This window comes from Paenibacillus sp. EPM92, assembly GCF_016586185.1.
Lineage (GTDB): Bacteria > Bacillota > Bacilli > Paenibacillales > NBRC-103111 > Paenibacillus_G > Paenibacillus_G validus.
The window spans coordinates 81,086-94,414 of sequence record NZ_BCPS01000064.1 but is presented as its reverse complement, the minus strand read 5'-3'; the positions used below and the strand labels follow the sequence as shown (position 1 = coordinate 94,414).

Below are 13,329 nucleotides of genomic sequence, written 5' to 3'. Positions count from 1 at the left end.
GCGACTCATGCTTGTGGTCCGCCGGGCTGAGCGACCCCGGGAGGAACGGATGCATAGCGGCTTACACCGTTTGACATCCTATTCGGTCAAGCTTGATTTCCCTGCGCTTGACCCCAATCGTATGCGACCCAAGTAGGAAAGCCTATGCGATTGGCAGCTTTGATTAGCATTTAATTCCACATTTAGGATAAAAATCCCTTCTTTTTTTCGATAATTTTCCAAATTTTATGCATGTTTCCACATTTATCATGTAGAAATCCGATTTTTCGCCAAATCATGAGCTCCATCGTGAATGGAAAAGCCGGAAGGGCCCCCGCTTCGTTTCGACATATAAAAATACCCTTCGCCGCCTTAGATGAAGGCGCGAAGGGCACTGTTTACTTCTTCCATTCGTTATATGCGCCGGCGGACGGCAAAAGGATTTGACTTTCGGACACCGGCTAGTCATCTTCGTTCGGACACCCCGCGCCGCTTCTCCAATGGCCGGAACGCGCCACTTTGGTTTGCAAATATTTTTCGTTATACGGCGAAATGTCACCCCACAACGGAATTCGGTCTTCGACGTTCATGCCCGAAGCCTTGAGCGCTTCCAGCTTCTTCGGGTTGTTCGTGATCAATGTCACCGGCTTTTGCCGCAAAAATCGAAGGATGCTGATCGCGTCGTCATAATTGCGCGCATCGTCCTTGAAGCCGAGCTCCAGGTTGGCTTCCACGGTATCAAGTCCTTTCTCCTGCAAAATGTAGGCCATCGCCTTGCTGAATAAGCCGATGCCCCGCCCCTCATGATTAGCCAAGTAACATAGCGCGCCCGTTCCGTGCCGTACGATCATCTTCATCGATTCATGCAATTGAAACCCGCAATCGCAGCGCTTGCTGCCAAAAATGTCACCGGTGTGACAAATGCTGTGCATGCGGATGAGCGCCCGCTCGGCGCCGGCAAAATCACCGTACACCAGCACGCTGGACTGCTGCTTCTCCGCCAAGTTAAAGGAAGAGAGACGTCCGATCAATTGCTCCGTATCCGCCTGTTCCCGGCATATTCGGGCTGCCGCCGGATCATGAACCGGAAGCCAGCAGTACCACTGAAACAGGACCGTTTCCCCGTCCAACTCGACCGGCAGCCGTATCGGTCCGACCAAAATATTCGTCGTATTCGAGCCTGCCACCGTTTGAATACTATCGTCCAGCATGGCGGCGATATCGTGAGCGATCAATCGTATTCCACCTTCCTCGGACCGGGTCCGAACATGTTATACTAACAATTTGTCCCTGGGCTTGAAAAATATGCGCGCCGCGTTGAAGCCCCGCCCGAACGCAGCCGCACGGCGAGCCCCCCGCCAGCGCCCCCACTCACAAAATCTTCTCCCCGAACAACGCGCCGATGAGCTCAACCGCGGCCAGAGCCGTCCGGTTCTGCCGATCGAGCAGCGGGTTCACCTCGACGAACTCGGCGCTTCGGAGCACGCCCGCGTCGGCCAGCAGTTCCATCGCAAGCAAACTCTCGCGCAAGCGGATTCCGCCGGGGACAGGCGTACCGACACCCGGAGCTTCGCACGGGTCGAGCCCGTCGAGGTCAAGGCTCAGATGAAGGCCGTCCGTACCGTCCGCTGCCCGGTCCATCGCCCGCTTCATGACCTCTTCAATGCCGAGCCGCTCGATATCGCGCATCGTAAACACAAGGATGCCCCGCTTCTTGAGAAATTCACGTTCGCCGGGGTCGAGCGATCGCGCGCCGACCAGCACCGTATGCTCCGGCTGCACCTTCTCCGTCTTGCCGCCAATCCCGGTTAATCGGGGATGCCCGCAGCCGAGCGCAACCGCCAGGGACATCCCGTGGATGTTGCCGGAGGGCGTAGTCTCGGCGGTATTCACGTCGCCATGGGCGTCGAACCAGATGAGACCCAGCTTGTCGACGCGGCTGGACATCCCGGCCACCGTGCCGATGGCGATGCTGTGATCGCCGCCGAGCACAAGCGGCAGGCGGCCGTCTCCCGCCGCCTTCGCCACCGCCTCGCACAGACGTTCGTTGACTGCCGCGATTTCGTCCAGATGGCGCAGGGAGCTTGCCGTCCCCGGGACGGATAAGGAGCTGCACCGTTTCACGACCAAGTCTCCTTCATCCTTAACGCTGTGCCCAAGCTGCTCCAATCGGCTGACCAGACCGGCGTTGCGAATCGCGGTCGGTCCCATGTCCGCGCCGCACCGGCTTGCTCCCAAGTCCATAGGCACCCCGATAATGGACAGCGTCCTGCCCGTTAGCTTCGTCATGCTGCTCACCTCTGTCCTGCATAATCGGATGAAGACCGGAACAAATGCTTGGCCACGAACCAGAAATTCGCCGGCCGCTCGGCGATGCGCCGCGTAAAGTAAGGGTACCAATGACGGCCGAACGGCGTGTAAACCCGCACGGCATAACCGGCATCCGCCAGGCTCCGCTGCAAATCGACGGCAATCCCGTATAGCATCTGAAATTCGAACCGATGCCGGGGAACGGCCAGTCGTTCGGTCAGCTCAAGCACGCTGCCGATCATCCGCGGGTCATGCGTCGCCACCGCCGCGTACCCGCCCTGCTCCAGGTGGGCGCGAACGAGACGGACGTAGGCCGCATCCACCTCCCGCTTACGGCGATACGCGACATCGGGCGGTTCGCGGTAAGCGCCTTTGACAATGCGCAGGTTCGTCCCTTGCGTTCCGATCTCCCGGACGTCCTGCTCGCTCCGGAACAGGTACGATTGCAGAACGAGTCCGATCCGTTCCGGACCGAAACCGCTGCGCAGCTGGCGAAACAAATCCACCGTCGCCTGCGTGACCGAAGAGTCCTCCATATCGATCCGCACGAAATTCCGGCAAGCGGCCGCCTCGCTTGCGATGCGTTCCATGAGCTTCAAGCATAGTCGAGGATCCGTCTTCAACCCGAGCTGCGTCAGTTTGACGGATACGTTCGCGCGCAGCCCATGCCGTTCGATGACCGGGAACAGCTCCGCAATGGCGGCGGCGGTTTGCTCGGCCTGACGAGCATCCGATACGTTCTCGCCCAGCAGATCGAGCGTAGCCAGCAGTCCGCGCTCGTTCAGCCTTTTCACTTGGGCGAGCGCCTCGGGCAGCGATTCTCCGGCAATGAATCGATCGACGCCGAACTTCATGCCGTGTTTCTCAAAGAGCCACCGGACCGGAGCAAGCTCCGCCACGGTCAGTACGCTTCGTCGAAGCATCGGATCCAGCATACGGGCGCCTCCCTTACCAGCATTCGGAAATGAGCTTAAGCGGCGTCAACCTTGACAAGCCCTTACGGGAGTAAGGATTCACGCCGTCAGCTCCTTTCCGTCAATACGTCTTCTACGCAATCTGCCGCCCAATCAAGCTCATCCTCCCGAATCGTCAGCGGCGGGGCTATCCGGATGACGCGATCGTGCGTTTCTTTACAGAGCAATCCGGCTTCCATCAAGCGCTCGCAGTACGGTCTGGCCGGCCCCTGAAGCTCTATCCCGATCAGCAGTCCTTGACCGCGGACGTCCCGAATCAGGGGCGAGCGGATCTGCTTGAGCCGTTCCAGCAGCCAAACGCCTGACGTCCGGGCGCGTTCGGCCAGATTCTCGTCCTCCAGCACCTGCAGCGCGGCCAGCGAAACGGCGCAGGCCAGCGGATTGCCGCCGAATGTCGAGCCGTGCGAGCCCGGATTGAAGACGCCGAGCACTTCACGGTCCCCGGCAACGGCGGATACCGGGAGCACGCCGCCGCCAAGCGCTTTACCGAGCACGTAAACGTCAGGCTGCACGTCTTCCCAGTCGCAGGCGAACTTCTTCCCTGTCCGGCCGAGCCCCGTCTGAATTTCGTCCGCGATCGTCAACACCCCGTGACTGCGGCATAAAGCGGCGGCCTCGCGCAAATAACCGGCAGGCGGAATGATGATCCCGGCTTCGCCTTGTATCGGCTCGAACAGGAAAGCAGCCGTTCGCTCGTTTATCGCTTGCCGCAGCGCTTCGGCGTCGCCGAACGGCACCGTGACGAAGCCTGGCGTGAACGGACCGAAGCCCGCCCGGTATGCGGGCTCGGTGGAGGCGGAGGTCACGGCAATCGTGCGCCCGTGGAAGTTGTTCCGGCACACGATGATTTCCGCCTGCGAATCAGGAATGCCTTTGACCTCGTACGCCCAACGCCGTGCCGCCTTGATCGCCGTTTCGACCGCCTCCGCCCCGGTGTTCATCGGAAGCACGGTCGTTTTGCCCGTCCAGCGGCATACCGCTTCGTACCAGTCTCCGGCCAGGTCGTGGTGAAACGCCCGCGACGTTAACGTGACCCGTCCGGCCTGCTCCGTCAACGCCTGAATAATTTTCGGATGCCGGTGCCCCTGATTCACAGCCGAGTAGGCGCTCAGCATATCCAAGTAACGCCTGCCGTCCGCATCCTCCAGCCAAACGCCTTCGGCGCGTGTGATGACGATCGGCAGCGGATGGTAATTGGCGGCTCCGTACAGCTCCGCCTTGCGAATGAACGGTTCGGAACGGTTCATGCCGTCCCCTCCTCTCTTCCTCTTGGCTTTAGAGCATCAATTCGTCCGCCGCCTCCTCCAGCTTCAGGAAGCCCAAATAAACGGAGCGGAACAACCTCGATACATCCGCGTCGCTTAACAGCTCAGGCTTGAGATCGTCCATGTACGCTTGACCCTTCCAACGTCTCAACCATTCCAACTGCTCCTGCCGCGAACGGGGAAAAGACAGCGGCACCGACAAGTCAGCCATCACGTTCACCTACTCCTTCAGGATGATGGAATACCGTTTTTCGCGATTAATGAAATGTTGGAATTTTCAGACTTTATTACATCATATGATCGACATTTCCGCTTCGTGATGTTTTTATGCTCGTGCCCCTGAAGTGCCAAGCCTGTTCCAGCACAGGTATGTAGCGACAGAAAAAAGGCGCAGCCGCCTGACGTATCGATGTTTTGTTTGGCCACAAACAAACACGATATCCCAGGAAGTACCCCTCTATCAGGTATTGTATTCACTAGGCCGAGCTGTCTTTCCTCCCCCGGTCTCCCCGGCTTAATACGGCACACGGACCGGGACGCAGCCCCTTGCATACGAATAGCCCGCTTCCCCGGCAGGAAAGCAGGCGGTTCGACAGTACGTATTCGCGGCTGGTCCGGCGTCCGCCCATTTGCATGTCGCTCTTCAACCGAAGTATAATGAGAACACACGTTCCTTGAGGAAAAACATACCTATTTACGCACATTATAAGGACAACAGGTGATCGAATACGATGGATCCGAACCGCTTTTATGAGGAAATCCGAATCAAGTACCAAGGCGAAGATCGCGCCAAGTTGGTCATGCAGCAGCTCAGAACGTATCAAGAAAGCAAAAAGCACCGCAAATGGTGGCAGAAGCTGCGCATCCTCAGGAAAACAAAAACGCAGCCCAAACCTTGGGATTGAAGCCGTTCATGGATGCCGCGGGATCACTGGCCATGGCATCCGGGCGATCGTACACCCGGATTCGCAATTCCAGCCAGGCGGCCCAGGTTGACCGCCGCCTGGCTACACGCCTCCAAGCATCCGCAGCACGTCCTCGTTCCCCGGCAGCGAAGATACGGCGCCTTTACGCGTCGTTGCGATCGCGCCCGCCGCATTCGCGTAAGCCAGCATCTCATGGATGACGCCCGGTTCGAGACCGTTCACCGGTAATTCGCGCGTATGCAATTGATACAGCAGCGCCCCGATGAAGGCGTCTCCCGCGCCGGTCGTGTCCGCCACGGTAACGGAGTGCCCCGGGACGGCGACCCGTTCGTCCGCCGTATACCAGACGGCGCCGGCTGCGCCTTTCGTATACACCACGTGCCGGACGTCGCCCGTGAACAACGAGGCGATCGCTTGTTCCTCGTCCTCCAGCCCGGTGACGAAGGCTAGCTCCTCATCGCTGATCTTCACGATGTGCGCTTTCGGAAGAAACGCCAGAATCGTCCGCCGGCACGCCTCCGGACTGCTCCACAACGGCAGCCGCACATTCGGATCGAAGCTGACGATGCCGCCCATGGCTTTCACCGCTTCAATCGCTTGAAGGTGCGCATATTTCACCGGCGCTTCGATCAAATCGACCGAGCAAAAATGCAGAATGTCGCCGTTCCCGAACGGAATCCCTCCGATCTCGTCCGCGGCGAGCAGCATGTCCGCGCTCGGATTGCGGTAGAAGGAGAAATCCCGGTTCCCGTCGCTGCTCAAGCTGACGAAGGCAAGTCCCGTCTTGGCTTCGCCGGTTCGAAGCACATGACGCACATCCACGCCTATGCCGCTCATCGTCTCGACGAGGAAATCCCCGAACGCGTCGCGGCCCAATTTGCCGATAAACGAGCTTGAGCCGCCGAGCTTCGCAACCGCGCACGCCACATTGAACGGAGCCCCGCCGGCAGCCCGTTCGAACCCGCTCACATCCTTCAGCCCGATGCCCTTTTCCGTTGGAATAAAATCAATCAGCGCTTCCCCAATCGTATACACGATAGACAATGAACGTCCCTCCTAAATATTAACCGATATCCCATTTCGTCAACGAAACGACCCTGCACTCGCCTTCGGAGAATAACGCAATTCCGCGCGCCTGTTCGTTCGGATAAATACGGCCGGTCATCACCTTATGCCCCTTCCCGAGGAACACCTCTACAGAGGAGACGTCGACGAAGATTCGCAAACTAAGCTTGCCGTCCTCCAGCTCGATGGACGTTTTTCTTTCCCCTTTCGGTCCTATCCCTGAACGATCGCGGTTGAAGCGGAACTGCCGCTCCTCCGCATGATAGGACAGCACGGTTTCCTCCCGACCGGACGTACGCAGCTTGATTCCGAACGCCGACGCACCCTTGGCCTCGATCACAACCTTCAGCTCATAACGGTCTCCTTGCGTCTCCAGAACCCGCTCCCCCTTCAGTATAACATCTGAAAGTTCGTAAGGGGCTTGCCGATACGCTTCGATCTCGTCCACCGGCTTGAACACCAGACGGTCGCCGTCCGTCAGCACCTCGCGCGGAACGGTCATCGCCCCCGCCCAGTGATGTCCTTGCTGCGTCGGCATCAACGATTCCCACATATCCATCCAGGCGATCATAACACGGCGGCCTTGTGCGTCAATCGTCGTTTGCGGGGCGTAGAAATCGAAGCCGTAATCGATCGGATAATACGCGTCATAATGAAAGCGGCCATCGTCCGTATCCAAGTGCCCGACCATATACGTCGTGGAATGCAAATTGCAATAATCGTCCCCTTGCGCGGGCACCCGCTGAGGCGACATCATCAGCACGTCCTTCGAGCCGAGCGCGAACACATCCGGACATTCCCAGTTATCGCCCAGCGTTCCATCGCTCTTCGCGATGACGTTCACATACTCCCAGTGTACCAGATCCGCCGATCGATACAGCAAAATCAACCCGTGTCCTGCGCCGTCATTCGATCCGAGCACGGCATAATACGCGTCTCCGCGCTTGAACACCTTCGGATCGCGGAAATCTTGGCGGCTCACGCCCAGCGGAATCGCCCCGGCAGCAATGACAGGATTATCCTTCCATTTCACGAAGGTCACCCCGTCCTCCGACACGGCGATCGCCTGCTCTTGCCGGTAGTCCCGGTCCTTATCCGGTCCGGTCTCGACATGCCCGGTATACATCAAGTACAGACGTCCCTCATGCTCGATCGCGCTGCCGGAGAAGCAGCCTCCCTGATCATAAGCTTCATCGGGCGCGAGAGCGACCGGCAGGTGCTCCCACCGGATCAGATCGCCGCTCACCGCATGGCCCCAATGCATCGGCCCCCATTTGGCCTCGTACGGATGATATTGATAGAACAAATGATACGTTCCGTTATAATGGATAAACCCGTTCGGATCGTTCATCCAGCCGTATTCGCTCATGAAATGGTAATGCAGCCTGAAGTCCGAACGCAGCTGATGTTTGTTTTCCCGAATAAAGCGGTTTGCTTTCTCTACGGTATAGGTCATTATGCATCCTTTCCGATCGCGCTGCGTCTTATATTTATTTAAGGAGCCCTGCACATTGAACAAGGGGAATATAAGGGCCATTATAGATGTCAAAGGTTTGACATGTCAATCGTTTGACATCATACGGTTTACGAAACTGCGAAGCATCAATGCCCCGTAGTCCCGTTCTTAGCGCAGTCGTCTAGTCTTCATTCCGGTTACGTAGACTCCCGTTCGATCAATTCGACCGGAAGAATGTTGTGATAGTCGAATTCGGATTCGTCCAATTGCCGCTGAATAAGGTCAATCGCCAATCGGCTCATCTCTTCAATCGGCTGTCTTATGGTAGATAAGGAGGGGAACATCCAGGAAGCCGCGTTGACGTCGTCATATCCGACGACCCGTACGTCGCGCGGCACGTCTTTCCCGAGACGCCGGCATATTTGCACCACGAAAGCCGCAATGATATCGCTGGTCGCAAACACGCCGTCGATGTCGGGATGCTGCTGCAGCAGCTCTTCAATAATACGCTCGTACTGGCTTTGGTCGAACACGTTCATATCCGTTTGGATCATGACATGATCGGTCCCGCTCTGGTTGACGACGTTCTTAAACGCTTCGCTCCTTTGATTCGCAAGCAAATTAAGCTCTAAATTTCCGCAAATATGCGCGATCTTCTTGCAGCCCTTCCCGACCAACAATTTCGTCGCCAGCTCGCCGCCGCGGTAATTGTCCGAAGCGACAAATGGAATGTTGTCGCCGATCCGCCGATCCATGGTCACGATAGGCCGGTTTATATGCTTGTATTCCCCGACTTCCAACGTATGGCTGCCCATAATGATGCCGTCGACCCGGTTTCGTTTCATCATGTCGATATATTCGCGCTCTTTATTCGGGTCAAGCAAGGAGTTGCACAACAGCAGCTTAAATCCGTATTGATGCGCGTAGTACTCCAGATGCGTCGCCAGCTCACCGAAGAACGGATGGGACACGCTCGGCAGAATCAGCCCGATCAGGTTCGATTGCTTCTTCAATAACGAGCGCGCGATTTCATTGGGGCGATAGCCAAGCTCGTCCATGCATTCGTATACTTTACGCCGCGTCGCTTCGCTAATATAACCCCGATTGTTCAATACGCGCGAAACCGTCGTTACCGAAACCCCTGCCTTTAACGCTACATCATTAATGGTTGCCATACGCCGTACGTGTCTCCTCTTCTCCTCAAAAAATGGCTTATGCCAAACATACCTGAAAATGATCCTTGGGTAAAGGACAAGCTGGCCTCATATGCCGCCGTTATTGGCAAGGCACAGGCTTACGAACCTTCCCTCCCGGCTAGCCGCCCAGGTTATTGACGGCATTCACGGTAACCCCGTTCATAAACGATCGGACGTTGTCGACCGCCGTTGCCATTAATCGGGCTCTCGCTTCTTGAGTGGCCCAGGCAATGTGAGGGGTAATGATGCAGTTCGGCGCGGTAAGCAGCGGGTGTTCGGCCGGCGGCGGCTCGACCGCCAACACATCGAGCGCAGCGCCCGCGATACGTCCGGCGTGCAGAGCCTGAGCCAACGCCTGCTCATCAATAAGCGCGCCGCGCGAAGTATTGATGAGGAAGGCGGAGCGCTTCATTAATTCAATGCGCTCGGCATTGATCATGCGCTCGGTAGCCGGCGTTAACGGGCAGTGCAAGCTGACGACGTCCGATTCGGCCAGCAGCCGCTCCAGCGGCACCCACTCGACGTCTTCATGCGGCGGCGGAGTCGTCCGGCCGCTGCCTGCGGCAAGCACGCGCATGTCCAGCGCCCGGGCGATCCGGGCCGTTTGACCGCCGATCCGGCCCAGCCCGACCAGCCCCATCGTCTTCCCGGACAATTCGACCAGCGTCGACCGGGTGAAACAGAAGTCCTGACTGCGCGACCACTCGCCCTGCTTCACCGCCTCGTCATGCCGCCCCACCTGCGAACTGAGCTCCAGCAGGAGAGCGAATACGAATTGGGCGACCGATTGCGTGCCATACGTCGGCACATTCGTTACGGGAATTCCCCTCTGACGGGCAGCCTCCGTATCGATAACATTGTACCCCGTCGCCAATACGCCGATATACTTAAGCTTGGGAAGGCGGGCCAGGGTATCCGCCGAAAGCGGCGTTTTGTTCGTAATCAAGATCTCCGCTTCATAAGCGCGATCCACAATCTCCTCCGGAGAGGTGCGGTCGTATACAACCAAGCGCCCCAGCTTCTCCCATTCACTCCAACTCAAATCCCCCGGATTTAAGGTATAACCGTCCAGTACCACGATGTTCATCAACGTTTTCTCCTCCCTGAAGCTCCTGTTCTTTCTTGAACTACCATCCCTTATACGGTTTATTTATAAGGCCTGGTTTAACAAATACAAGTCTTCTTCTTGATTCCGGTCTTTCCCAGCGCTTCTACTTTGCGGATGTATGCCGTGGCGAGCGGCACCTTGCAAGCGGTTTCACCTACATCCACATGGACCTTGCCGATTTGTTCCGCCACTTAGCGGCAATCGAGGTGCCTGCCACGATAACGAAGCCGTTCATCGTGTAACGCACGCGGTTACGCTCTTCATGAATCGTCTCCCGCACCCGCTTCAGCAGACCGCGGATTTCCGCGATATCCAGCTGCTCGTCCGGTGTTATCGAGATGTAGTTCGCATACGTGCTCCAGCCGCACGCAGCGATCAGCTCCTGGTCCGAATCGAGCCATTCCCTCGCCAGATCGAGCGCGAACGGACTTTCCGCCGCTACGCCCGCCACCGTATACTCGGCAAGCATATGCCAGTATGCCTGCCTGGCCCAAGTCTGAAGCTGTTCCTTCCCCATCTGTTTCGGATTTACCGACAGCCCGGCCAAATACATCGCGTCATGATTACCGGAATCGTATAACGCCAGCGCTAACGCCTGATCCTTGCGAACCTGCTTCACCAACGTTTTTAAATCTCCGATCTTCACACCGAAGCAAGGTTCTTTGGCCCCGTGACGAAAAAACGTTTTTTTCGTTTGTTCCGTTCCCATGGCTTCAAGCTTGCTCATAACCTCTTCCAAAGTCAACTTAACCACTTCCTTATAAGGCGCAGTTTAGTTATATCCTATCACACTCCCGGCCATCTCCCAAGTATCCAAATCATATAAAAGAGCCACTTTCGTGGCTCCCGCTCCATCGCCTCAGAAGAACAGGCAGCTTGCGAATGAAACCCGGTCTCTCCGCTTGCCGCCCAGCAGCTTGTAGACCGGCACGTTCAGCTTTTGCCCATCCTCTCGAGACAAGCGAATTCAATGCTGGCCAGGAGCTGTTTTCACTCCCCGGCTAAAACCAATACCATAATCCCGCGGGATCAGCACCTTCTACAACCGTCCCTCTCCCTGCCGCCGAAATGAAGGGTCGTTATGCTCCCCGACGGATCGCGTCACCTGATCGAGACAACGGAGAAGCCGTCCCGCCAGTTCACGGGTTAGCTTGCCCGAATCCACCAAATCGCGGATTTCCTCCCGTAGAGCGCGGACCGCTTCCAGCCAATGCTTCGGCTGATACAAGCTGAACAAGCCCGAGATGAACGATCCCATGTCGCGGACGGAGGGCGCGGACGGAAAGGGCGTCCCTGGTGTCAACAGCAATTCCAACTGATTCAGCAGCTCTTCAAACTTATAAGCCGTCTCCCGGGAAATGCGTTCGTTCTGAAATAAGCTGCCCGCCTCCTCGCGCTCTGCCTGAATGCCGATAAGCCGGATTTCCGACTCCCGAAGCACTTTGCGCTCCCGTTCTTCGGAGATGACCGATAGCGCAGCCGCTTCGCTGCAAACCGACAGTTCCTCGCGGATCAGACGGATCGTCGCCTGGAGGATGCGAATGCCGCCCGCTTGTCCGATCTCCTCTTGCTCCGCTTCGGCAGCGTCGTCTTCTGTCTTCATGAGCACCGGCAGCACGAAGCTTGCGGTTACCATCGTGAATACGATAACCCCGGCCGCCATAAAAATAATCAAGTCGCGTTGGGGAAAGGGCGACCCGTCCTGCAGCGTATAAGGAATGGAGAACGCTGCGGCCAGCGTGATCGCGCCCCGGACGCCGGATAAAGCGGTCAGCAGAGCCGGCTTCAGCTGCGGCTTGGTTATCTTATTACGGCTGCCGAGCAGCCAGGCTCCCGTCCAGCCTGCATAAATCCACAGAAACCGGAGCGCAAACAGCCCGGAGGAAAGGACTGCCACATACAAGAGCACCCGACTGATGTCGAAAGCCCCGCTCTCAACAATAACAGCGGTGACGCCGGGGATGTGCAGGCCGAGCATGATGAATACCAGTCCGTTCAGCATCAATAAAATAACCGACCAGGTGCTGGCCGATACGATTTGCAGCTTGAGCATGGAGGATTCGGCGCGTTCCTGCTCGATCGCATGCACGATGCCGCCCGCGACGACAGCCAAAATGCCGGATACGTGCAGTTCCTCTGCGGTCAAGTAAATGAAGAACGGCGTAACGATTTGGAGCAGTGTTTGTAGCGTCGCTTCTTCCACGCCCAGACGCCGGATCAGCACCCGGAGACGAATGATCAGGAACGATAAAGCCGCTCCGCACACCGTTCCTCCGATTGCCATCCACACGAAGCTTAAGCTCGCCGCCGACAGGGAGAACACGCCCGTCAACATGGCGGCTATCGCAAATTTGAAAGCGACCATGCCGGATGCGTCGTTGATCAGCGCCTCCCCTTCGAGCAGACGAAGGATGCTCTTGGGCAGATGAACTCGGCGGGAGATGGCGCCTACGGCCACCGCATCGGTCGGCGAGAGAATGGCCGCCAGCGCAAAGGCAGCGGGCAGCGGAATGGAAGGGATCAAACCATGTATGCCGTACCCGGCAATAAACACCGTCGCGAACACCAAACCCAGCGCCAGCAGCAGAATCGGGGCCTTGAGCTTCCATAGCTCGTCCCTTGGCGTTTTTCTGCCGTCATGGTACAGCAGCGGCGCGACGAACAGCACCAGAAACAGTTCCGGATTCAACGGAACGTGAATGCCGAATGGCGATAACGCGGCCAGACAGCCGAGAACGACTTGAAGGAGAGGAAGCGGCACGGCCGGCAAGAACCGGTGAACGATGACGGAACCCACAATAATAGCGAGCAGGATGAGAATATCGATAAACAGCTCCATCTCGAATCCCCCTTCTTGTGTAAGCTCGAACCCTGCATGGGCACTATCATTTATTTAAACCAAAATAAGAAAAACGTACCGGGACGGGAGCGCGGGGTGCGCGGTTGCCGTGTGTCCGGGACGGGGGCGCGAGGTTGGGCATTTCGGACAAAATGAATTTAAGGGAACATTTGTTCTGTAATCCAACTACATAGTCGGCCGGGCCTACGCA

At 57.3% G+C, this 13,329-nt stretch carries 11 protein-coding genes and 1 pseudogene; 1 reads left to right on the top strand and 11 read right to left on the bottom strand.

What is annotated here, in order from left to right; translation table 11 throughout:
- Positions 1 to 440 precede the first annotated feature (440 nt).
- The 5 genes from JMF85_RS12775 to JMF85_RS12755 form a co-directional block, all read right to left on the bottom strand.
- Positions 441 to 1,190, bottom strand: coding sequence for a GTP cyclohydrolase II (locus JMF85_RS12775; RefSeq protein WP_372813497.1), 750 nt, complete (start codon positions 1,188 to 1,190; stop codon positions 441 to 443).
- 160 nt (positions 1,191 to 1,350) lie between these two features.
- Positions 1,351 to 2,268 (bottom strand): arginase, encoded by a 918-nt coding sequence (gene rocF / locus JMF85_RS12770; protein WP_054797955.1) that lies wholly within the window; start codon positions 2,266 to 2,268, stop codon positions 1,351 to 1,353.
- Positions 2,269 to 2,273: 5 nt separating this feature from the next.
- Positions 2,274 to 3,224 carry a proline dehydrogenase family protein gene (locus JMF85_RS12765; RefSeq protein WP_230875907.1) on the bottom strand — a complete coding sequence of 317 codons (951 nt, stop codon included), beginning with the start codon at positions 3,222 to 3,224 and terminating at the stop codon, positions 2,274 to 2,276.
- Between the two features lie 86 nt (positions 3,225 to 3,310).
- Complete coding sequence (locus JMF85_RS12760; RefSeq protein ID WP_054800353.1) at positions 3,311 to 4,510, bottom strand: ornithine--oxo-acid transaminase; 1,200 nt, start codon at positions 4,508 to 4,510, stop codon at positions 3,311 to 3,313.
- 28 nt (positions 4,511 to 4,538) lie between these two features.
- Complete coding sequence (locus tag JMF85_RS12755; protein ID WP_141334428.1) at positions 4,539 to 4,742, bottom strand: hypothetical protein; 204 nt, start codon at positions 4,740 to 4,742, stop codon at positions 4,539 to 4,541.
- Between the two features lie 517 nt (positions 4,743 to 5,259).
- Here JMF85_RS12755 and JMF85_RS12750 point away from each other — a divergent pair.
- The gene (locus JMF85_RS12750; RefSeq protein ID WP_155613858.1) at positions 5,260 to 5,433 is read left to right on the top strand and encodes a hypothetical protein; all 174 of its coding nucleotides are present in this window, start codon (positions 5,260 to 5,262) and stop codon (positions 5,431 to 5,433) included.
- A gap of 102 nt (positions 5,434 to 5,535) precedes the next feature.
- Here the strand turns inward: JMF85_RS12750 and JMF85_RS12745 are convergent, their stop codons facing one another.
- The 6 genes and pseudogenes from JMF85_RS12745 to JMF85_RS12720 form a co-directional block, all read right to left on the bottom strand.
- Complete coding sequence (locus JMF85_RS12745; RefSeq protein WP_155613857.1) at positions 5,536 to 6,498, bottom strand: carbohydrate kinase family protein; 963 nt, start codon at positions 6,496 to 6,498, stop codon at positions 5,536 to 5,538.
- A 19-nt stretch (positions 6,499 to 6,517) separates the two neighbouring features.
- Positions 6,518 to 7,975: a glycoside hydrolase family 32 protein gene (locus JMF85_RS12740; RefSeq protein ID WP_201318327.1), complete on the bottom strand. Its 1,458-nt coding sequence runs from the start codon at positions 7,973 to 7,975 to the stop codon at positions 6,518 to 6,520.
- Between the two features lie 197 nt (positions 7,976 to 8,172).
- Positions 8,173 to 9,150 carry a LacI family DNA-binding transcriptional regulator gene (locus JMF85_RS12735; protein WP_201318326.1) on the bottom strand — a complete coding sequence of 326 codons (978 nt, stop codon included), beginning with the start codon at positions 9,148 to 9,150 and terminating at the stop codon, positions 8,173 to 8,175.
- A 139-nt stretch (positions 9,151 to 9,289) separates the two neighbouring features.
- Positions 9,290 to 10,258, bottom strand: coding sequence for a D-2-hydroxyacid dehydrogenase (locus JMF85_RS12730; RefSeq protein ID WP_054797943.1), 969 nt, complete (start codon positions 10,256 to 10,258; stop codon positions 9,290 to 9,292).
- A gap of 77 nt (positions 10,259 to 10,335) precedes the next feature.
- A pseudogene (locus JMF85_RS12725) lies at positions 10,336 to 11,024 on the bottom strand (DNA alkylation repair protein).
- Between the two features lie 294 nt (positions 11,025 to 11,318).
- A complete protein-coding gene (locus tag JMF85_RS12720; protein ID WP_201318325.1) occupies positions 11,319 to 13,118 on the bottom strand; it encodes a Na+/H+ antiporter in 1,800 nt (599 codons plus the stop codon).
- Positions 13,119 to 13,329: the final 211 nt, after the last annotated feature.